The organism is Segniliparus rugosus ATCC BAA-974, assembly GCF_000185725.2.
Classification (GTDB): Bacteria; Actinomycetota; Actinomycetes; order Mycobacteriales; family Mycobacteriaceae; genus Segniliparus; species Segniliparus rugosus.
In genome coordinates this window covers 1,245,949-1,266,417 of the sequence record NZ_KI391954.1, presented here as the reverse complement: position 1 = coordinate 1,266,417, position 20,469 = coordinate 1,245,949, and the positions used below count along the sequence as shown (strand labels likewise).

The following is a 20,469-nucleotide window of genomic DNA, read 5'->3' as shown; positions in this document are numbered from 1 at the left end:
ACGGGACCGGCGGCCGCTTCGAAGCGCTCCACCGGTCCGCCCCCTCAACGCCGTTTGCCGAACCTGTGGTCCACGCCCCACTTGGCCACTTTGAAGAACGCCTCGAAGACGATGTCCTTGCTCATCTTCGAGTAGCCGATCTCTCGCTCGGTGAACGTGATCGGCGCTTCCGCGACGGTGAACCCGGCGAGCTGGGCCCGCCAGGCCAGGTCGATCTGGAAGCAGTAGCCGCGCGACTCCACCGCGGCGAGGTCGATCTTGCGGAGCACTTCCGCCCGGTAGGCGCGGAAGCCGCCGGTGATGTCGCGCACGTGCGTGCCGAGCGCGAGGCGGGCGTAGATGTTCGCGCCCCGTGAGAGGATTTCGCGCTGCTTCGGCCAGTTCACCACTGTGCCGCCCGGCACGTACCGGGAGCCGATGACCAGATCCGCGCCCACGTCGATCTTCTCCAACAGCCGGGGGAGCTGCTCCGGGGCGTGGCTGCCGTCCGCGTCCATCTCCACGAGCACCGAGAAGCACCGCTCAAGGCCCCAATGGAAGCCCGCGATGTACGCGGAGCCGAGCCCGCCTTTGCCGGTGCGGTGCATCACGTGCAGCCGGGGCTCGTCCTTGGCCAGCTCGTCCACGATCTGGCCGGTCCCGTCCGGGCTGCCGTCGTCCACGACCAGCGCCTCGACATCCGGGTTCGACGTGAACAGGCGCGGCAGAATACGGACGATGTTCTCCCTCTCGTTGTAGGTGGGAACGATCACCAACGTCCGCTTGGGCTCTGTCATGCTCTTCCTATGTTCTCCGCGAGCGGGGACGGCTCGTCAGCTTGCTTTGTGCGCCCAGCAAGCCTACCGTGTCGGAACCTGAGAGCGAAACCAGCGAACACGAAGGCGACGAACAGGACGTCCAACCACGGGAGGACGTAGCTCGCGGGCGTGCGGTCCGAGCGCAACGGCACGTCGGCGGCGAGCCAGGCCGGTTTGATCTTGCCGGACTCGGCGACCACCCGCCCGTCCGGCAGGATGATCGCGGAGACCCCGGTGGTGGCGGCCACCACCACGGCGCGGCCGAGCTCCACCGCCCGGATCTGCGAGACCGCCAACTGCTGGTAGGTCATGTCGCTGTCGCCGAACGTGGCGTTGTTCGTCGGCACCACGAGGATCTGCGCGCCGCCGCGCACCGAGCCGACCAGCGCCCGGTCGAAGATCACCTCGTAGCAGGTGGCGACGCCGACCGGCACGGGGCTGGAGCCTTCGACCGGGACGCGGACCACGCCGTCCCCGCCGCCGGGGACGAAACGCCCCGCCCGGTCGGCGTACTTGGAGAACAGCCGGAAGAAGCCGCGCATCGGCAAGTACTCGCCGAACGGCTGCAGGATGATCTTGTCGTGCCGGTCCACCGGCCCGGCTTGCGGGTCCCAGACCAGCGCGGTGTTGCGCGGAGCCGCCTCGTCCGCCGTGTCCAGGGTGCCGACCAGCAGCGGGGCGTTCAGCTCCCGCGCCGCCGAGGAGATCTGCTCCCCCGCCCACGGGTAGAGCACCGGGTCGATGTCGGAGGCGTTCTCCGGCCAGACCACGAGTTGCGCCTTCGGCGTCCTCCCCTCCTGTTCCGCGCGGGCGAGCTCGAGCGACTCGCGCACGTGCATGTTGAGCACCGCGGCGGGCCTGCTGTTGAAATCGAGGCCGAGTTTGGGCACCCCGCCCTGGACCGCTGCGACCTTCAGCCGCTGCCCGCCGCCGGGGTCCGGCAGCGCCGCCGCGCCCGCGAGGACGCAGCCCAGCAGCACGGCGGCGGTCGCGCCGAACGCCGCCCACGCGCGTCCAGGGCGCTCGTCGGGGATTCCCCGCGCGAGCCCGGCCCCGATCAGCGCGACGACGAAGGAGAGGAAGCTCGCGCCGCCCAGCGCCGCGACCGGGGCGAGCTGCCCGCCCGCCTGGCCGAACGCGAGCCTGCCCCAGGGGAAGCCGCCGAACGGCCAGCTGCCTCGGAACCATTCGCAGGCGCTCCAGGCGCTGGCGACGAAGAACGGCGCGAATTTCAGATCCCAGAGCCGGACCGCGACCCAGCCGAACAGCCCTGTGTAGAGCGAGAGGAACGCGCACAACGCGAGCCAGGGGCCGCTGCCGACGAAGATGCCCGTCCAGGAGAGCAGCGGCGTGAAAAACCCGAGGCCGAAGGCGTAGCCTGGCCAGAATCCGGTCAGCCGCCGCCGGGGCCCGCTGATTTCGGGCCGGAGCAGGGCGAGGAAGAAGGCGAGGAAGATCGGGGCGGCCCACCACAGCTTGTCGTGCGGCGGGAACGTGAAGTACAGCCCGTAGCCGCTCAGCGCGGAGCCGACAGCGCGCAGCGCTCGGTCCTTGTACGCCTTACCCCGCATACGCGATCTCCCCGTCCACGACGACCATCCTGCACCTCGGAGCCACCGCCGCGAGGTCGGGCAGGGGTGCCTGGTGGGTGCGCCGGTCGGTGGACCAGCTGTTCGCCCTGCCGGGCGCGGATTCGGCGTACCGCTCGACCTCCCACACGGCGAAGGTCGCCCTCGCCCCCGGCACGAGCGTCCCGGCGAACTGGTCCTTGCTGCCCGCCGCCCGGCGCCCGCCTCTGGTGGCCGCGAGGAACGCGGCCCGCGCCGAGATCCGCGACTCGGGCCGGTGGTGGTTCGCCGCCGCCGCGACCCACGCCCACGGGTCCACCTCGGTGACCGGCGCGTCCGAGCCGAAGGCAAGGACGACCCCGGCCGCCGCGAACTGCGCGAAATCGTTCAACCGGCTCCCCCGCCGAGCGCCGAGGCGTTGCTCGTACATGCCGCCCGGCCCGCCCCACAGCGCGTCGAAGAGCGGCTGCATGCTCGCGGCCACGCCCCACTGCCCGAGCAGCCCGGCCTGCTCCGCCGTCGTCATCTCCATATGCTCCAGACGGTGCCCGCACCTGGCGACGGCCGGTCCGCCGAACTCGGCTGCGGCGGCCCCGAACGCGCCGACCAGCTCGGTGATCGCCGCGTCCCCGATCGCGTGGAAGCCTGCGGGCACGCCCGCCTCGGTGGTAGCCCGCACGTGCGCCGCCACCGCCTCCGGGCTCAGATACGCGTTGCCGCAGGCCCCGGTCGAGAGGAAGGGCTCGTGCAGCCACGCGGTGCTCGACCCGATCGACCCGTCGATGAACAGATCCCCCGCAAGGCCGCGCGCGCCGGTCTCGGCGAGCAGTTCGCGGGCCCGCTGCGGGCTTTCGACGGCCTCGCCCCAGTAGCCGACCCGCGCCACGGTGTGCTCGGCCCCGAGGAGCAGGGCCAGGTCTTCTTTGCTGGAGATCTCCGGGCCCGCGCACTCGTGGACCTCGACAACGCCTCGGGAGAGCACGTGGTCCAGCGCCGCGCGCTGCGCCGCCGCGCGCTGCTGCGCCGAAAGCCGCGCCCTGGCCGCCGCGCGCACCAGATGATGCGCCTCCCCGGTCAGCGGGGCTTGGGGGTGGTAGCCCTTGGCCTCGGCGAGCCCAGGGACCGAGGCGCGCAGCGCGGTCGAGGCCGCCGCGGAATGCACGTCCACCCTCGGGCTGTACACCATGGCTCCGGGGGCCAGCGCGTCGAGCTCGTCGGTCGTCGGCGGCTCGGGCTCGTCCCATCTGGACTCGTCCCATGTGCCGAGCCACACCAGCTCCCCGCCCCGGCGCGGGGCGGCGTAGACGCGCAGCGCCTCGGCCCGCGACCTCGCCTCGCCGAGCGCTCGGGCGGCGAGGCCCAGACCGGCGTCGGTCAGATGGACGTGCGCGTCCACGAATCCCGGCGCGACGAACGCCCCGTCGAGCGGGACGAGGTCCGCGTCCGGGAACAGCTCCTTCGCGGCCCGGTCGGCTCCGAACCAGACCGCCTGGCCGTTCTGGACGGCCATGGCCGTCGCCTCCGGGGCGGTCGGACTGTGGATCCGCCCGCCATAGAAGACGGTGGTGTCAGATGAGGTGGGCACGATGTCCAAGTCTGCCAGACCGCGATGACCGATCCGGCTTCTCCGGCGGATGAGGAAGAGCGGAGTTCACGAAGCAGGCACGCGAGGAGCCGACAACGCCGCAGATCGCCGCCCCAGCCACCGGCGCTATGCCACACTAACGAGGTGACCCTCATGCTTGTCGACGGCGCTGGATTATGGTTCCGCGCGTTCTACGCCCTGCCCGAATCGATCACCGCGCCGGACGGGCGGCCCGTGAACGCGGTCCGGGGCTTTTGCGACATGCTCGCCGCGCTGGTCGAGCGCGACCGCCCGAACCGGCTCGCCGTCTGCCTCGACCTCGATTGGCGGCCAAGGTTCCGCGTGGAGCTCCTGCCCGAGTACAAGGCGCACCGCGTCGCCCCCGGCGGGGATCCGGACGCGCCAGGAGCCGGGCCCGGCGAAGCGGAGCCCGAATCGCTGGGCCCGCAGGTCGAGATGATCCTCGCGCTGCTCGACGCGGCGGGGGTCGCCACAGCGGGCGCGGAGGGTTTTGAAGCCGACGACGTCATCGCGACGCTCGCCGCGCGCGAGCGCCGCTCAGCGTCTTCCCTCAATCGCCGGGAGGCTGGCGTCGTGGTGGTCACCGGCGACCGAGACCTGCTCCAACTGGCCGCCGACGCGCCGGTTCCCGTCCAGGTTCGCTACCTCGGGCGCGGGGTGGCGAAGTCAGAGCTGTTCGGACCTGCCGAGGTGGCCGACCGCTACAGCCTGCCGCTCGAGCGGGCCGGGGCGGCGTACGCGGAACTCGCGGTGCTGCGCGGAGACCCGTCGGACGGGCTTCCCGGCGTGGCGGGGATCGGGGAGAAAACCGCCGCGAAGCTGATCAGCGCGTTCGGCGGCCTCGCCCCGGCCCTCGAAGCCGCCAAACGGGGCGAAGTGTCCTCCGCGCGAGTGGCCTCCGCCCGTGTGGAGAGCGCGCTCGTCGCGGCGGAAGACTATATCGGCCGCGCGGTGCGGGTGGTCGTCACCCGCGAGGACGCTCCCGTCGAACTCGACCGCGACGACGCGATCGCGACGGGGCCCGCAGACGAGGCGCGGCTCGCAGCGCTCGCCGAAGCGTTCGGCGCGGGCGCGTCGGCGCGACGGCTGTTCGCCGCGCTCTACGGCTGATCCGCCGGACCCACCTGGTAGTCGCCGTCCTCGTTGGTGAACTTGGCTTTCACGGTGGTCTCCTTGCCGTCCTTTTTCAGGGAGCACGTGAAGGAGGCGTCCTTCTCCACCTTGATGTCGCCGCCTTGGTCCGGGCATTTCACATCGGTGATGTTGGTTTCGCCGTACCCGTTCGGAGCCGCCGCCGTGAGCACCCCTTTGACGTCTTTGGCCGCTTGCGCGGTGTCGAGCACCTTCTGCCTGCCGAAGATCCAGAATCCGGCGAACCCGAGCACCGCGACGAGCACGAACACGCCGAGTCCGATGAGGACGCCTTTCAGCGCCGCGTTGCCCTGCTGCGGCGGGGCCCCGTATCCGATCGGCGCGGCGGGCTGCCCGTACGGGAGCGGCTGCTGGGGCGGGCCGCCATAGGGCGAGGGGGGCTGCTGTTGCGGGGCCCCATACGGGGGCGGCTGCTGGGGCGGGCCGCCATAGGGCGAGGGGGGCTGCTGTTGCGGGGCCCCGTACGGGGACGGCTGCTGCGGCTGGCCGCCATACGGGCTTCCGCCATAGGGCGACGGCTGCTGCGGCGGGCCGTAAGGACTGCCGCCTTGGGCGCCGTACGGGCTCGGCGGGCCGTATGGTCCGGTCATACGATCAAGCTCCTTCACCCTCTTTGACCAGGCGTGTCGCTCTGGCTCTCGAAACTGCGCCCATTATTGCACACAGCCGCCGCGCGCAGCGCCCAGGCTTTGCCCGGACCTCGCGCAGCATCCCGCGCGCGACAGATTCCGCCCCGCACAACTCCCCGCGCGAGGCGCTGAGGTCTTGTTGATGACTCGATAACACGGGTGTAGTGGTCGCGTCACCGCCGAGGACAACCCTCGAAAGCATGGCGAGCACCCCGAAATTCCTCCAAGGCGTCTTCCAATTCAGCGGCGAGGGCCTTGCGAAGCCGTCCCTGATCGATCCGGCCTTGGTCTACGTCGTGCCCCAAGGGACCACCGCCCAGCCCCTCTATTTCCGGGGCGGCAACTCCTCCGACGAGCTCGTCGTGGTCTCGCTCTGGCGCGACGGGGCCCCGATGCGCCACTTCCCGATGGGAGCGCGCTCGGGGGTGAACATCCCGCTGCGGGTCGTGGAGGACGTGGACCCGGACTCCACGCTCGAACTCGTGGTCGCCGCTCCCTCGGGCACGACGGGCGAGGTCGTCGTCGACTTCGGCCTGATGGAGATCTGAGCATGCCCGAGCAGGAGAACACCGAAGACCCCCGGCGCAAGCTCGTCGTCGTCGGCAACGGCATGGCCGGAGCCCGCGCGGTCGAGGAGATCATCGCCAGGGGCAAGGGGAAGCTCTTCAACGTCACCATGATCGGAGACGAGCCGCACGGGAACTACAACCGCATCATGCTCTCGCACGTCCTCTCCGGCGAAGCCACCTTGGAGAGCGAGGACTTCTTCCTCAACCCGATGAGCTGGTACCGCGAGCACGGCGTGCGCCTCTACGCCGGAGACCGGGCGGTCAAGATCGACCGCTTCGCCAAAACGGTCACCTGCGAGTCCGAGCGCGAGATCCCCTACGACGTACTCGTCATCGCGACCGGAAGCAACACCTATTTCCCGAACATGGACGGACTGCGCGAGGCGGACGGACGGCTCGGGCGCAACGTCTTCGGCTTCCGCACGATCAAAGACACCACCGGCATGATCGACCTCGCCACCTCCCGCGACCACACCACCGCGGTCGTGGTGGGCGGGGGCCTGTTGGGCCTGGAGGCGGCGTACGGCCTGAAGACCCAGGGGCTGGACGTGACCGTCGTGCACTCCCCCGGCCACCTGATGAACCAGCAGCTCGACGAGCGCGGCGGGCGGATCCTACGCGCCCGCATCGAGAGCCTCGGCATCGAGGTGCGCACCTCTGCGCGGACCACCGCGGTGGTGCGCGACGAGCGGGGCGAGGTCGTCGGCGTGCAGTTCCACGACGGCGAGACCATTCCCGCCGACATGGTGGTGGTCGCCGCGGGCATCCGCCCGAACACCGAGCTCGCCCGTTCGGCCGGGCTGGTCGTCGAGCGCGGGATCGTCGTGGACGACCAGCTGCGCTGCGAGGACGAGGGCTCGATCTACGCCATCGGCGAATGCTGCCAGCACCGGGGCGAGACCTTCGGCCTCGTCGCGCCGGTGTGGGAGCAGGCGACAGTCCTGGCCGACCACCTCACCGGGGCCGACCCGAAGGCCGCGTACCACGGCTCCCGGCTGACCACGAAGCTCAAAGTCGCCGGGGTGGACGTCGCGGCCATGGGCGTGAAGGGCCCCGAGCGCCCGGACGACGAGTTCGTCCAGTTCTACGAGCCCAAAAGCGGAACGTACAAGTCCGTCGTGGTCCGCGACGGGAAGCTCATCGGAGCCATGCTGCTCGGCGACGTCAGCAAGGTGGGCTTCCTCTCCCAGGCGTTCGACGACAAGGTGCCTCTGCCCGAGGAGCGGATCAGCATGCTCTTCGACATGGGCACGCCCTCCCAGGCGACCGGTGCGGCGGAGCTCGCCGACGACGCGCAGGTCTGCAACTGCAACGGCGTCAGCAAGGGGCAGATCGTCGCCTGCGTGGAAGCGGGCGCGACCTCGCTCTCCGAAGTGGTCGCCAAGACCCGCGCGGGGAAGGGCTGCGGCTCCTGCAAGGGGCTGGTCGCCGACATCGTCGCGTGCGCGGCGGGCGGCGCGTTGACCGCCGACCCCGCCGCCGACTACTACGTGCCCTGCATCCCGCTGACCAAGGCGCAGCTCATCGCCGAGGTCAAGGCCCGAGGCCTGCGGGCGGTCTCGCAGGTCTTCGCCGAGCTCGCGCCGAACGGCGGCGACGCGACGGCGAAAATGGCGCTGGCCTCGCTGCTGCGGGTCGTCTGGGGCCCGGACTGGGTGGACGAGCGCGGAGCCCTGTTCATCAACGACCGGGTGCACGCCAACATCCAAAAGGACGGCACGTTCTCGGTGGTGCCGCAGATGAAGGGCGGGGTGACCACGCCCGACCAGCTGCGCAAGATCGCGGACGTCGCGGACAAGTACAACGTCCCCATGGTGAAGGTGACCGGCGGGCAGCGGATCGACCTGCTCGGCATCAAGAAAGAGGATCTGCCGAAGGTCTGGGGCGATCTGGGCATGCCCTCCGGATACGCGTACGGCAAGAGCTTCCGCACGGTGAAGACTTGCGTCGGGCGCGACTTCTGCCGCTACGGCCTTGACGACTCCACCGGCCTGGGGATCAAGATCGAGGAGCGCTTCCAAGGCCTTGAGACGCCGGCCAAGCTCAAACTCGCCGTCGCCGGATGCCCCGGAACTGCTCGGAGGCGCTGTGCAAGGACTTCGGCGTCGTCGCGGTCGGCGACGGCAGGTGGGAGATCTACGTCGGCGGAGCGGCAGGGGCGCACATCCGCAAGGGCGACCTCCTCGCCACCGTCGACTCCCCCGAGGAGGTGCTGACCGTCGCGAGCCGGTTCATCCAGCACTACCGCGAGGACGCGAAATGGCTCGAACGCACCTACGCCTGGGTGCCGAGGGTGGGCATTGACGAACTCAAGCGCCTGCTGATCGAGGATGCCGACGGCATCTGCGACGGGCTCGAGGAGCGGATGCAGCACTCGGTGGACGGCTACCGCGATCCCTGGCTGGAGCGCGCCGAGCCCAAATCCCCCGCGCAATTCCAACCGGCGCTGCCGCTCGTGCCGCTGCCGCTGGTCCCGATCCGCTCAGGAGGCGAGCATGGCTAAACCCCTTCGGGTCGAGGAGGTCTACGACATCGGGGCTGTCGCCGACCTCACCCCTGGCGAGGGCCGCGCGTACGTGGTGGACGGCGCGCAGATCGCGGTGTTCCTGCTCGACAACGGCGAGCTGCGGGCCACGTCCGCGACGTGCCCGCACAAAGCAGGGCCGATCGCGGACGGACAAGTGGACCTCGGCGTCGTCGTCTGCCCCTTGCACCAGTACGCCTTCAGCCTCGCGAGCGGGCTGTGCACCAGCGAAGGGGTCGGCAGGCTCGCCGTGCACAGCGCGTGGGCGGAGAACGGCCGGATCTTGGTTTCGCTCGGCGGATGAGCGGAGCCTGTGATCAAGCAGACTCTCTCCCGCGCGCGCACGTCGGAGCGCCCACGGCCCTCGTGATGAGGGGTTCCTAACGGGCGTTCGTCCCCCTCTTGTGGTAAGCAGGAGGGGAAAAAGCGGACCAGACAGGAGGCGAACCGCATGAGCCAGGACGCACAACAGACGCCCCACCGTGTGGTGGTGATCGGATCCGGCTTCGGAGGGATCAACGTCGTGCAGTCCCTCGAGAAGGCGCCGGTCCAGATCACTCTCATCGCCAAGACCACGCACCACCTGTTCCAGCCGCTGCTCTACCAAGTGGCGACCGGCATCCTGTCCGAGGGCGAGATCGCCCCGCCGACCCGGCTTATCCTCGCCAAGCAGAAGAACGCCAAGGTGCTCCTCGGCGACGTGGAGCAGATCGACACCGCGTCCAAGACGGTGGTCTCCCGGATCGCAGGGTCGCGCCGCCGTCCGGCGACAGTCGTCACCACCCCGTACGACACGCTCGTCATCGCTGCGGGGGCGGACCAGTCCTACTTCGGCAACGACCACTTCTCCGAGTTCGCCCCCGGCATGAAGACCATCGACGACGCGCTCGAGCTGCGCGGCCGCATCGTCGGCGCGTTCGAGCTGGCCGAGGCGACCAACGACCCCGTCGAGCAGGAGCGGGCGCTCACCTTCGTCGTGGTCGGAGCCGGTCCGACCGGCGTGGAGGTCGCGGGCCAGATCGCCGAGCTCGCCCACCGCACCTTCAAGGGGGCGTTCAAGAACATCGACGCGCGCCAGGCCCGCATCATCCTCCTCGACGGCGCGCCCGCCGTGCTCCCCCCGATGGGCAAGAAGCTCGGCGAGAAGGCGCAGAAGCACTTGGAGAAGATCGGCGTGGAGGTCCGGCTCGACGCGATCGTGGTCGACGTGGACCAGGACGGCGTCACCTACAAGGACAAAGCGGGCGCCCTGCACACCATCGCGACGAAGTGCAAAGTGTGGTCCGCCGGTGTGGCCGCGAGCCCGCTCGGCAAGCAGCTCGCCGCGCAGACGGGAGTCGAGCTCGACCGCGCGGGCCGGGTCGTCGTGGACAAGGACCTCTCCGTCCCCGGCCACCCGGACATCTTCGTCGTCGGCGACATGGCCTCGGTCCCCGGAGTCCCCGGCATGGCCCAGGGCGCGATCCAGGGCGGCAAGCACGCGGCCAAGATGATCAAGGGCGACTTCAAGGGCGAGCCCCGCAAGCCGTTCAAGTACCTGGACAAGGGCTCGATGTCCACCATCTCCCGCTTCTCCGCCGTCGCGAAGGTCTGGAAGTTCGAGTTCTCCGGCTTCATCGCCTGGGTGCTGTGGCTCTTCATCCACCTGTACTACCTTGTCGGGTTCAAGAACCGGGTGACCACGATCTTCTCCTGGCTCGGGGCCTTCATCACGCCAGGCAGGGCCCAGCTCACCATCACCCACCAGCAGATCCAGGCGCGCATCGCGCTCTTGGAACGCAACGCCATCCTGCGCGAGCAGGCGGAAGCCGCCGCTCGAGGGGCCGAGGAGAACAGCGCCGCGCCCGCCGCCGAGGCCGCCGCGCCGAAAGCCGCCACGAACTAGAGCGAGTCGGTTAGCCGAGGACCGCTTCGGGAGTGTCGAAGCGGGGCGTGTCGCGCATATCGCGGATGCGCGCCACGACCAGTGCCTGGTCCTGCTCGCAGAGGTGCACGCCGAACTCCTCCGCCAGGACGGGAAGGGTGTCCTCAGCCGACACCTCTGTCCTGCTCAGCACCTCGTCCGCAGTGGAGACGACCAGTTCGCCGCCTTGGAGCAACACGGCATGCGACTCGTCCATCCGGGACGCGCGCGGAGTTTTGCGGAACGGCGAGCGGGGATGCGTCGACAAGAAATGGTTCGTGTAGAGGTTGTCCACCGGATAACGCGGCACGTCGGCGAAGCTGCTGAAATCGATCCAGCCCTCGGCGGTCTTGCCGGCGAGCACCCACTCGCCGCGCTCCCAGCGCACCGCGTGCTCCCACACGCCCGCCCTGCCGCGCGCTCCGTCCGCGAGCCGCACCGGTTCGAGCGGGCCGGTCCCGAAGCCAACGTCGCACCAGTACGCCGTCCCGTCGACCTGCGCCCAAACCACCGCGTGCGACAGCCCGGTGATTTTCTCCGCCCCCATCCGCACCCTCGCCGAGCGGCATTCCACGTGGAACCCGAGCGCGGCGAGCGCGGCGGCGAACAACGTGGTGTGCTCCTCGCAAGTCAGCCCCCGGCGGCCGACGGTGATCTTGTCCAGGATCGCGGGGGGCTCCAGCACGGCGGGGCGGCCCAAGAACATCTCGATGTTCTCCCACGGGATGCTCGTGGAATCGGCCAATTGAAGCTCGCGCAACGTCTGGAAGGTCGGCTCCGCGCTCCCGGTGTAGCCGATCCGTTCGAAGTATCTGTCGAGGTCGAAATCCTCGCAGAACCACGCCGAAGACGCCGTCTGCGCTGCGACTGGACTGCTCACGGCCCCAGCATAGTCAACGGCCCGCGCGGCCGACGACCTCCTCGCGAACAATCTGGCAACTCCGCCGCCGCCCGAACCTGCCCGTCACTGCCACGGCATGGCGAGCCGCCTGCCGATCCCGGCGAAGTCGTGGTCGCCGCCGAGCAGGTCGAAAACGCCGAGGATGAGGCCTCGGATCTCCGCCCCGATCGGGTTCGGGAGCAGCAGGATCATAAAGAGGACGAGAAAACCCCACTGCCGGACCGGATACAGCTTGCGCTGCGTCTCGTACGAGAGCCACGGCTCGATCGCGCCGTAGCCGTCCAGGCCGGGGACCGGCAAGAGGTTGATCACCACCGCGAAGACCTGGAGGAACCCGAGGAACTCCACGGCGGCCCAGAACACCAGGTGGCCCGACTGCACCACGCCGCCCCCGCCTGGGCCGTCCCACTCGAACCAGGTCAGCGAGGCAAGGCCCGCCGCCCCGGCGGCCAACAGGAGCACGGCAGCGATCAGGTTCGCGGCAGGCCCCGCCAGCGAGATGATGGTGCGCTGCTTCTTGCTCATCCACTGGGTGTCCAGGTAGACCGCCGCGCCCGGCAGGCCGATGCCGCCGATCAGAATGATCACCATAGGGATCACGAGCGAGTTGAGCGGATCGGTGTACCGGCGGATGTCGAGGTCGAGATAGCCCTTCAGCGCCACGTCGTGGTCGCCGAACCGCCATGCGGCGAACGCGTGGCCGAACTCGTGCAGGCACAAGGTCGTCAGCCAGCCGCCGAAGATGAAGACGAAGGCTCCGAGCCTGCCCAACGCGCCGCCCGGCTCCCCGACCCACGCGAGCGCTCCGCCGAGCGCGGTGGCCCCGAGCAAGCCGAAGAAGACAGGACTGGGGCGGATTCCCTTGAACGCGGAGGTGTAGCTCACCCGAACACGGTACCTGCTGCGAGCCGATCCGACCCGATGAGGACTCTGCGGGCGCGGTGCTCGCCGGAACAATTATTCATCCGCGCGACAATTTGTTGAATTCTTTTGTTGAATTCTTTGGACGTATTGCGGTTCGACTCGCGCAAATCTGTCCCTGCCCTTACAATCCTTCGTTATGAGACTGTTACCGGCCGTCATGGCTTCCGCCGCCCTCGCTCTTGCGCCCGTCGCCGCGTCCATGTCGACCGCCGCCGCGGACGATATCTGGAACGCCGCCATCGCCGTCTCGCCGAGCACCGGCGCGGTCGGCACGATCTCCGGCCCCGCGAGCCGCAAGTTCGAGGAGAACGCCGCGAAGGACCTCTGCGCCCGCAACGGCGCCACCGACTGCCAGGTCGTCACAAGCTTCACCAACACCTGCGCCACCGTCGCCAAGGGGGTCACCACCTCGAAAGGCGAGGACGGCAAAGACGTCCGCAACGCCCAATTCTTCGCGGAACTCGGCGGCGACGATGACGACGAGACCGACGCCCGCCAGGTCCGGGTCCTCGACGCGTGCAAGGCCGGAGCGCAGGAGTGCGTGCTGGTGACCACGTACTGCGCGGCCTTCGAGCAGCGCACCGGCATCTGAGCCGGGCGGCGCGAAGCCGTCACGAGCGGAAGAGGGCCTGGTCCCGCAGCCCGTGACGTTCGGCGAGGATGTCGCCGAACGGGTCGGAGACCTCCTGCAGACCGCTCGCGGCGCGCTGCGCTATCTCGTCGCAAAGCCCCGAGAGCCGCAGCGTCGCCGCCGCCATGAGCTGCGGGTCCAGCGCCAGCAGCCGCTGGGCCGCCGTCGCGGCCGCGCTCATCGCGGTGTACACGAAGATCGCCGCGACATCCTCGGCCCCCAGCCCGAGATGGGCTCCGAGCACGCCGAACACCGTGGTCAGATGCGGCCGGGGCGGCAGCTTCTCGCCGCAGCCCGGCCAGCTGGCCTTCGCCAGCCGCGCCAAACCCCTCCCCTGCTCGCGCGAGGCTTCGCGCGCGGCTGGCGAAGGGGTCCGCACGTCCGCCAGCCGCTCGGCCGCCATCGGCCCGCAGCGACCCGCAGCGAGGTGCGCGGCGACGGACGCGCCCGTCAGGCTGGTCGTCTTCGTTTTACGCACGAGGAACGCCTCCGCGCTGGCCAGGTCCACGACCATGCCCGAGGCGATGGCCTCCTCCATCGCGCCCGAATGCGCGTGCGCGCCGGTCGGCAGCCGCGAGTCCGCGAGCGCGAGCAAGAGGGCGGACACGGGGCTCATCACCCCAGAGGATAGCGCGCCGATATCCGGGGCGTGCAGCTCAGGGCACGATCGCGTCCACGTACCCTCCGTCGACTCGGACGGCGGCCCCGGTGGTCGCCGAAGCCAGCGGGGAGCTCAGGTACGCGACGAGGTTCGCGACCTCCTCGGGCTCGATGAGCCGCTGCAAGAGGGACTGCGGCCGGTAAGCCTTCATGAACTCGCGCTGCGCGGCCTCCCACGGCAGCGACTTGTCCACGAGCTGGTAGACGAAGTCCTCCACCCCGCCGGTGTGGGTCGGCCCCACGATCACCGAGTTCACCGTGACCCCGGTGCCCGCCGCCGCTTTCGCGAAGCCCCGCGAGACGCCGAGCAGGGCGGTCTTGGACACCCCGTAGTGGATCATCTCGGCGGGGATCACGATGGCGGAATCGCTCGCGATGTACTGGATCCGGCCCCAGCCCTTCGCGGTCATCCCCGGCAGGTAGTGCCGGGTGAGCCGGATGGCGGCGAGCACGTTGACCTCGAAATAGCGCCGCCACTCGTCGTCGGAGATCTCCAACGGCTCCTCGGAGCCGAAGATCCCGAGGTTGTTCACGAGCACGTCGGCCTCGGGCAGCGCCGAAGCGGCGGCCCCGGCCCCTTCCTCCGTCGCCACGTCCGCGACGAGCCCCAACGCGTCCGCGCCGGGGATCTCGTCGCGCAGTCGGGCGACGGCTCCGTCCACGCTGGCCCTCGAGCGTCCATTGATCGCGACCCGCGCGCCGCTTCCGGCGAGGGCTTTCGCGATGGCGAAGCCGATGCCCTGCGTCGAGCCGGTCACCAGCGCGGTCTTTCCGTTCAAGTCGATCTGCACGCGGATCATACTACACACAAATATTGTGTGTGCAACTTTTGTTGACGCTGCACATCAGAACAAGAAATAACGCTGCGCCATCGGCAGCTCGACGGCGGGTTCCTCCTCGAAGACCTCGCCGTCCACCCGCACTGTGAACGTGTCCGGATCGACCTGGATGTCCGGAGTCGCGTCGTTGAGCTTGAGGTCCGCCTTCCGCACCCCGCGCACGTCCTTCGCCGCCACCAGGCGCCGCCGCACCGCCAGACGGTCGGCGAGGCCCGCCTCCAACGCGGCGGGCGCGACGAAATGCACCGAGGTCTCCGGGGCCGCCGCCGCGCCGAACATGGGCCTCGGCAGCACCGGCTGCGGGGTGGGGATGGAGGCGTTCGCGTCCCCCATCTGCGCCCACGCGATCATCCCGCCTTTGAGCACGAGGTGCGGGCGGACGCCGAAGAACGCGGTGTCCCACAGCACGAGGTCCGCGAGCTTGCCCGGCTCGACGCTGCCGATCTCGTCGTCGAGCCCGTGCGCGATGGCCGGGCAGATCGTGTACTTGGCGACGTACCGGCGCGCGCGGAAGTTGTCGACCTTGCGCCCGCCCGCCAGCACGCCCAACCGGCGTTTCATGACATGCGCGGTCTGCCAGGTGCGGATGACCACCTCGCCGATCCGGCCCATCGCCTGCGCGTCGCTGCCGATCATCGAGATAGCCCCCAGATCGTGCAGGAGGTCTTCCGCCGCGATGGTCGACGGCCGGATCCGGCTCTCCGCGAACGCCAAGTCCTCCGGAATCGCCGGGTTGAGGTGGTGGCACACCATGAGCATGTCAAGGTGCTCGTCGATGGTGTTCACCGTGTGCGGGCGGGTGGGGTTGGTGGAGCTGGGCAGGACGTTCGCGTGGGAGGCGACCGAGATGATGTCGGGAGCGTGCCCGCCGCCCGCGCCCTCGGTGTGGTAGGTGTGGATCCCCCGCCCGCCGATGGCCGCCAACGTGTCCGCGACGTACCCCAACTCGTTGAGGGTGTCGGTGTGCAGCGCGACCTGCACGCCCGACGCGTCGGCGACCCGCAGGCAGGCGTCGATCGCGGCGGGCGTCGCGCCCCAGTCCTCATGGATCTTGAAGCCGCAAGCCCCGGCGCGCAGCTGCTCCCACATGCTCTCTTCCGAGACCGTCGAGCCCTTGCCGAGCAGGACGAAGTTCATCGGCTGCCCGTCCAACGCCTCCAGCATCCGGGCGAGATGCCACGCTCCCGGGGTCACCGTGGTCGCCTTCGAGCCCTCCGCAGGGCCGGTCCCGCCGCCGATGAGCGTGGTGAGCCCGGAGCCGAGCGCCTCGGGAATGATCTGCGGGCAGATGAAATGCACGTGGCAGTCGATCCCGCCGGCGGTGAGGATCTTCCCGTTGCCCGCGATGATCTCGGTGGACGGGCCGATCACCAGGCCGGGGTGCACGCCGTCCATCGTGTCCGGGTTCCCCGCTTTGCCGAGCGCGACGATCCGCCCGTCGCGGATGCCGACGTCGGCTTTGACGACGCCCCACCAGTCGAGCACCACCACGCCGGTGATGACCGTGTCGGGCGCCCCCTCCGCGCGGGTCGCCCTGCCCTGCCCCATCGACTCGCGCAAGACTTTCCCGCCGCCGAACACGGCCTCGTCGCCCGCGAGACCGGGGCCGCCGCAACGGTCCTCGGTCACCTCGATGAACAAGTCCGTGTCCGCGAGGCGGATCCGGTCGCCGACGGTCGGCCCGTAGAGCCCGACATAACGGACCCGGTCGATGCGGCTCACTGGTCGCGCTCGTCTGGCACCACGACCTCGATCTGCGCGCCGAGCGCCCCCGGCGGGTCAAGGCTCAGGCCGGGCACGAACCGCGCGCCGCCGACCGGGGTCAAGAAAACGCGCTTGGCCACCCCCGGCTCGAAACGCACGGCGGTGCCCGCCGGGATGTCCAACCGCAATCCGTGCGCGTGCTCCCGGTCGAACCGCAGCGCCGTGTTGGCTTGGGCGAAATGCACATGGCTGCCGACTTGCACCGGCCGGTCGCCGGCGTTGAGCACCTCGAGCGGGATCGACGGCTTGCCCTCGTTCAGCTCGATGTAACCGGGGGCATAGCCGAAAGCGCCAAGGATCTCGCCGGGAATCATGCAATCACTGTACGGGAACTGGTGGTTCTCGCGCTCGGCTCCGCTCAGCCTTCGGCCTTGACCAGCCGCCACCCGGCCGCGCCGATCCGCTCGTTCCAGTACCGGGCATAGCCGCCGCCCCTGGCGAGCAGTTCCTCGTGGCTGCCCGCTTCTGCGATCCCGCCCCGCCCGTCGAGCATGATGATCCGGTCCGCCGAAGCGATGGTCTGGAGCCGGTGCGCGACGACGACCAGGGTCCGGCCCTCGCGGATCGCGGCGAACGCGTCGTGGATCGCCTGCTCGTTGCCGACGTCGAGCGCGGCGGTCGCCTCGTCCAGCAGCACGATCGGAGCGTCCTTGAGCAGAGCCCGCGCGATGGAGACCCGCTGCCGCTCGCCGCCGGAGAGGTTCGTCCCGCCCTCGCCGACCCTCGCGTCCCAACCGCCAGGCAGCCGAGCGGCGATCTCGTCCGCCCGCGCCTGCTCCCCCGCCCGGATGACTTGTTCGCGGGTGGCTTCGGGGTTGCCGAGCCAGATGTTCTCCAGGATCGTCCCGTCGAAGAGATACACGTCTTGGAAGACCGGCGCGACCGCGCTCAGCACCGTGTTCGAGCCCAACTCCGGCAACGGGGCTCCGCCGATGGAGACGACGCCCTGCTCCGGGTCGTAGAACCGGGCGATCAGCCGGGTGATCGTGGTTTTGCCCGATCCGGACGGGCCGACGATCGCCGTCATCGCGCCCTCGGGAGCCTCGAACGTGAGCCCGCGCAGGACAGGATCGCCGTCGTAGCCGAAGGTCACGTCCTCGAACGCGATCCCCCAGCCCTGCGGCGAGCGCGGCTGGTCTGGCTCGGGCAGCGCGGGCTCGTCGATCAGCGACTGGATGTGGTCGACGGTGTTGGCCGCCATCCCCAACGCGCCGCCCAACGCCCCCGACTGGACGATGGGCTCGACGAACCGCACGGCCAGCACCAAAAGCGGCACCAGGGTCGCGAGCGCCAACTGCCCGTCCAAGGCGAGCCAGGTGGCGACGACGATGACCGCGACCACCGCGAGCTGCACCGCGCCGCCGAAAAGGCCGACCGCCGCGCCGCCGGTCAAATACGCCTTCTTCGTCGCGGCGTGCTGCGCCCGCAGCGCGCGCTGCACGAGGCCTCGGGCGATGGCGTTGTCCCCCGCCGTCCGCAACGCCGGCTGCACCCTGGCGTACTCGATGACGCGGGCCGCGGTCTCGGCGGTCGCGGCGGTGTGCTCGCGGTCAGCCGAGGCGAGCCGGCCCGAGATCACCCGATGGACCAGCAGCATGACGGGCACGACGAGCGCCATGACGAGCGCGACGCGCCATTGCAGGAACACCGAACCGATCAGAACCGTCGCGGGGGTGATGAAACCGATCAGCAGCGGGCGCAGGATGGCGTAGGGCACCGTGGCCGCGAAGACGACGCCCCGCGTGGCGGTGTCCGAGACCGAGCCGCTGCGATCTGCGGCGAACCAGCCGAGCGGGAGCTCGACGAGCCTGGACCCGAGTTTGTCGAGGAGCACCGCGATCACATCGACGGCCGACGCGACGCTGAGCTTCGTGCTGGTCCAGAACCCGACCGCGTACAGCGGGGCGAGCAGCGCCAAGACTCCGAGCCACCGGGCCGTCGCGGCGCTGTCGCGGGTGAACAAGGACGTGAGGAAGGGGACGAGGGCGACGAAGGCCAACCCCTGCAGCACCCCGCAGACGGCAACCGTCGCGATCAGCGCGCGCAGCCGCCGCCGGCCCTGCTCGTCCGCGAGCGCGAAAAGTTTCTTGATCATCGGTCCGCTCCTTGCGGGGTCGTCGCGGCGTGCGCCTTGCTGTAGCGGTCCCACATCTGGCTGTAGAGCCCGCCCTTGGCGGTCAGTTCGGCATGGGAGCCCCGCTCGACCACGCGGCCGCCGTCGAGCACGAGGATCTGGTCGGCGCCGACGATCGTGTGCAGCCGGTGCGCGATGACCAGCAGCGTGCGCTCCTCGGCGAGCGTGGAGAGCGCCTCTTGGATGGCGGCCTCCGAATCCGGGTCCGCGAACGCGGTCGCCTCGTCGAGGACGAGAACCGGCGCGTCGGTCACCAACGCGCGGGCGATGGTGAGCCGTTGCCCCTCGCCGCCGGACAGATGCGCGTCCTCGCCGATCACGGAGTCGTACCCCCTTGGCAGGCGCAGGATCCGGTCGTGGATCTGCGCGCCGCGCGCCGCGCGCTCCACCGCCGCGTCGTCCGCGTCGGGCCGGGTGAGGCGGATGTTGTCGCGGACGCTCGTGCGCAGCAGGTAGACGTCTTGGAACACGAAGCCAGCCGTCCCGTAGAGCTGGTCGGCCGCGATGGCGCGGACGTCCGCGCCGCCGACCGACACCGAGCCTCCGGTCGCGTCGTAGAAGCGCGGCACGAGCCGGGCGAGGGTGGACTTCCCTGACCCGGAGGGCCCGACGAGCGCGGTCGTCGTGCCGGGGGCGCACTGCGCCGCGATCTCGTTGAGCACCTGGCGGTCGCCGTCGTAGCTGAACGACACCGAGTCGAACCCCACCGCGTGGCCCTCCGGCGCGACCGGGCGCTCGGGCTGCGGGATCGTCGGCTGGGCGAAGAACTCGACCAGCGAGGCCTTGCTCTGCATCGCGTTGTACATCGCCTTGCCGGAGGCTCCGAGCTGGAGCAGCGGCGCGGTCAGCCCGAGCCCGAGCAGGAGCGCGGGGACCACCTCGACCGGCGTGACCGCTCCGGCTCCGACCAGCCACGCGCTCACGGCCGACAGATACACCAGGACCACGACGGGGGAGGTGATCAAGGTGACGACCCCCATCCCCAGCGAAGAGCGCCGGGTGGAGTCGCGGTAGAACCCGACGAATTCGCCGACCGCCTCCTGGTAGCGGCTGTGGCTGCGCCCGATCTGGCCGAACGTTTTCACCACCGCGATGCCGTGCACGAACTCGACGGCGGCGGAGCCCAACTTCGCGACCGACGACTCGTACGCCGCGAGCTGTTCCTGCCCGCCGCGCATCGCGACGGAGTAGACGACCATCGTCACCACGATCGGGACCAAGCACACCAGCGCCATCCGCCACTGCGTGGCGAACAAGTAAGCCAGCGACAGCACCGGCACGGCGACCGCCGTGACGATGTCCCCGATCCCGTGCGCGATGAGCGAGTGGACTGCGGAGACGTCGCTCTCGGCCACTTTGCGCACTTCGCCAGAGGAGCGGTCGCCGAACCAGCCAAGCGGAAGCTCGCGCAGCTTTTGCACGATCTTGGTCCGCAGGTCCAGCTGCAGGTCGTTGTCCGCGAGATGGCTCACCACACCCGACAAACCTGCGGCGACGAGGCTGACCGCGAGCGCGACGGCAGCCAAAACGGCCATCGCCCACGCGCCGCCCTCGTCCACCGCGCCGCCCTCGAAGGCAGGCCATAGCGTTTTCGCAAGCTCGGAGATCGCGATCAGCGGGACCACCGAGCACGCCGAGCCCGCCAAGCTGAGCGCCGCGATCACGAAAATCCGGCCGCGCACCGCCTCGAACAGCTTCGTCCGCTCCGCGCCTGCGGCTTTCTCGCCTGCCATATCAGCTCTTTCCCTTCGCTCCAGCTCTCGGGGACGCGCGATTCCGGCGAGAGCCGCCGGGAAACGCCACGAGACTTAGAGAGATAGGATAGCCTGCCCTACGTAATTACTGCGGACAGGCTCCGGCCGAGGCGC

At 70.0% G+C, this 20,469-nt stretch carries 17 protein-coding genes and 1 pseudogene; 6 read left to right on the top strand and 12 right to left on the bottom strand.

Annotated features, from left to right (window positions below):
- Nucleotides 1-44: 44 nt before the first annotated feature.
- The 3 genes from HMPREF9336_RS15785 to HMPREF9336_RS15775 are packed head-to-tail and all read right to left on the bottom strand — an operon-like array spanning nucleotide 45 to nucleotide 3,875.
- A complete protein-coding gene (locus tag HMPREF9336_RS15785) occupies nucleotides 45-776 on the bottom strand; it encodes a polyprenol monophosphomannose synthase (protein WP_007468763.1) in 732 nt (243 codons plus the stop codon).
- Entirely contained in the window at nucleotides 773-2,368 is a 1,596-nt protein-coding gene (gene lnt, locus HMPREF9336_RS15780; RefSeq protein WP_021030854.1) for an apolipoprotein N-acyltransferase, read from the bottom strand. The genes HMPREF9336_RS15785 and lnt overlap by 4 nt, the downstream gene beginning before the upstream one ends.
- The gene (locus tag HMPREF9336_RS15775) at nucleotides 2,358-3,875 is read right to left on the bottom strand and encodes an amidohydrolase (protein WP_021030853.1); all 1,518 of its coding nucleotides are present in this window, start codon (nucleotides 3,873-3,875) and stop codon (nucleotides 2,358-2,360) included. Before HMPREF9336_RS15775 ends, lnt begins: the two co-directional genes overlap by 11 nt.
- Nucleotides 3,876-4,103: 228 nt before the next feature.
- Between HMPREF9336_RS15775 and HMPREF9336_RS15770 the strand changes: the two genes are divergently transcribed.
- On the top strand, nucleotides 4,104-5,081 hold the full coding sequence (locus tag HMPREF9336_RS15770) for a 5'-3' exonuclease (RefSeq protein ID WP_007468759.1): 978 nt from the start codon (nucleotides 4,104-4,106) through the stop codon (nucleotides 5,079-5,081).
- On the opposite strand, the gene HMPREF9336_RS15765 is transcribed toward HMPREF9336_RS15770, so the two are convergent.
- Nucleotides 5,072-5,713 carry a DUF4333 domain-containing protein gene (locus HMPREF9336_RS15765; RefSeq protein WP_021030852.1) on the bottom strand — a complete coding sequence of 214 codons (642 nt, stop codon included), beginning with the start codon at nucleotides 5,711-5,713 and terminating at the stop codon, nucleotides 5,072-5,074. The genes HMPREF9336_RS15770 and HMPREF9336_RS15765 overlap by 10 nt on opposite strands.
- A 239-nt stretch (nucleotides 5,714-5,952) precedes the next feature.
- Between HMPREF9336_RS15765 and HMPREF9336_RS15760 the strand changes: the two genes are divergently transcribed.
- The 4 genes and pseudogenes from HMPREF9336_RS15760 to HMPREF9336_RS15745 all read left to right on the top strand — a co-directional run bounded on the left by HMPREF9336_RS15760 (nucleotide 5,953) and on the right by HMPREF9336_RS15745 (nucleotide 10,730).
- Nucleotides 5,953-6,300 carry a hypothetical protein gene (locus HMPREF9336_RS15760; protein ID WP_007468757.1) on the top strand — a complete coding sequence of 116 codons (348 nt, stop codon included), beginning with the start codon at nucleotides 5,953-5,955 and terminating at the stop codon, nucleotides 6,298-6,300.
- Nucleotides 6,301-6,302: 2 nt separating this feature from the next.
- Nucleotides 6,303-8,824, top strand: a pseudogene (gene nirB, locus HMPREF9336_RS15755) (nitrite reductase large subunit NirB).
- Nucleotides 8,817-9,149 carry a Rieske (2Fe-2S) protein gene (locus HMPREF9336_RS15750; protein WP_007468755.1) on the top strand — a complete coding sequence of 111 codons (333 nt, stop codon included), beginning with the start codon at nucleotides 8,817-8,819 and terminating at the stop codon, nucleotides 9,147-9,149. Before nirB ends, HMPREF9336_RS15750 begins: the two are co-directional and overlap by 8 nt.
- A gap of 147 nt (nucleotides 9,150-9,296) precedes the next feature.
- On the top strand, nucleotides 9,297-10,730 hold the full coding sequence (locus HMPREF9336_RS15745) for an NAD(P)/FAD-dependent oxidoreductase (protein ID WP_007468754.1): 1,434 nt from the start codon (nucleotides 9,297-9,299) through the stop codon (nucleotides 10,728-10,730).
- A 10-nt stretch (nucleotides 10,731-10,740) separates the two neighbouring features.
- On the opposite strand, the gene HMPREF9336_RS15740 is transcribed toward HMPREF9336_RS15745, so the two are convergent.
- The gene (locus tag HMPREF9336_RS15740; protein WP_007468753.1) at nucleotides 10,741-11,628 is read right to left on the bottom strand and encodes an arylamine N-acetyltransferase family protein; all 888 of its coding nucleotides are present in this window, start codon (nucleotides 11,626-11,628) and stop codon (nucleotides 10,741-10,743) included.
- Between the two features lie 84 nt (nucleotides 11,629-11,712).
- The gene (locus tag HMPREF9336_RS15735; RefSeq protein WP_007468752.1) at nucleotides 11,713-12,534 is read right to left on the bottom strand and encodes a site-2 protease family protein; all 822 of its coding nucleotides are present in this window, start codon (nucleotides 12,532-12,534) and stop codon (nucleotides 11,713-11,715) included.
- 175 nt (nucleotides 12,535-12,709) lie between these two features.
- Between HMPREF9336_RS15735 and HMPREF9336_RS15730 the strand changes: the two genes are divergently transcribed.
- Entirely contained in the window at nucleotides 12,710-13,165 is a 456-nt protein-coding gene (locus HMPREF9336_RS15730; protein ID WP_007468751.1) for a DUF4189 domain-containing protein, read from the top strand.
- Between the two features lie 19 nt (nucleotides 13,166-13,184).
- On the opposite strand, the gene HMPREF9336_RS15725 is transcribed toward HMPREF9336_RS15730, so the two are convergent.
- Genes HMPREF9336_RS15725 through HMPREF9336_RS15700 form a run of 6 tightly spaced genes read right to left on the bottom strand, consistent with a single transcriptional unit; the run spans nucleotide 13,185 to nucleotide 20,334 of the window.
- The gene (locus HMPREF9336_RS15725; protein WP_021030849.1) at nucleotides 13,185-13,820 is read right to left on the bottom strand and encodes an urease accessory protein UreF; all 636 of its coding nucleotides are present in this window, start codon (nucleotides 13,818-13,820) and stop codon (nucleotides 13,185-13,187) included.
- A gap of 40 nt (nucleotides 13,821-13,860) precedes the next feature.
- Nucleotides 13,861-14,655, bottom strand: a complete 795-nt coding sequence (locus HMPREF9336_RS15720) for an SDR family NAD(P)-dependent oxidoreductase (RefSeq protein ID WP_040586147.1) — start codon at nucleotides 14,653-14,655, stop codon at nucleotides 13,861-13,863.
- Nucleotides 14,656-14,709: 54 nt separating this feature from the next.
- Entirely contained in the window at nucleotides 14,710-16,425 is a 1,716-nt protein-coding gene (locus tag HMPREF9336_RS15715) for an urease subunit alpha (RefSeq protein WP_007468748.1), read from the bottom strand.
- Nucleotides 16,422-16,781 (bottom strand): urease subunit beta, encoded by a 360-nt coding sequence (gene ureB / locus HMPREF9336_RS15710; RefSeq protein WP_007468746.1) that lies wholly within the window; start codon nucleotides 16,779-16,781, stop codon nucleotides 16,422-16,424. Before ureB ends, HMPREF9336_RS15715 begins: the two co-directional genes overlap by 4 nt.
- Before the next feature lie 44 nt (nucleotides 16,782-16,825).
- Nucleotides 16,826-18,562, bottom strand: coding sequence for an ABC transporter ATP-binding protein (locus HMPREF9336_RS15705; RefSeq protein ID WP_007468744.1), 1,737 nt, complete (start codon nucleotides 18,560-18,562; stop codon nucleotides 16,826-16,828).
- Complete coding sequence (locus tag HMPREF9336_RS15700) at nucleotides 18,559-20,334, bottom strand: ABC transporter ATP-binding protein (RefSeq protein WP_007468742.1); 1,776 nt, start codon at nucleotides 20,332-20,334, stop codon at nucleotides 18,559-18,561. Before HMPREF9336_RS15700 ends, HMPREF9336_RS15705 begins: the two co-directional genes overlap by 4 nt.
- Nucleotides 20,335-20,469: the final 135 nt, after the last annotated feature.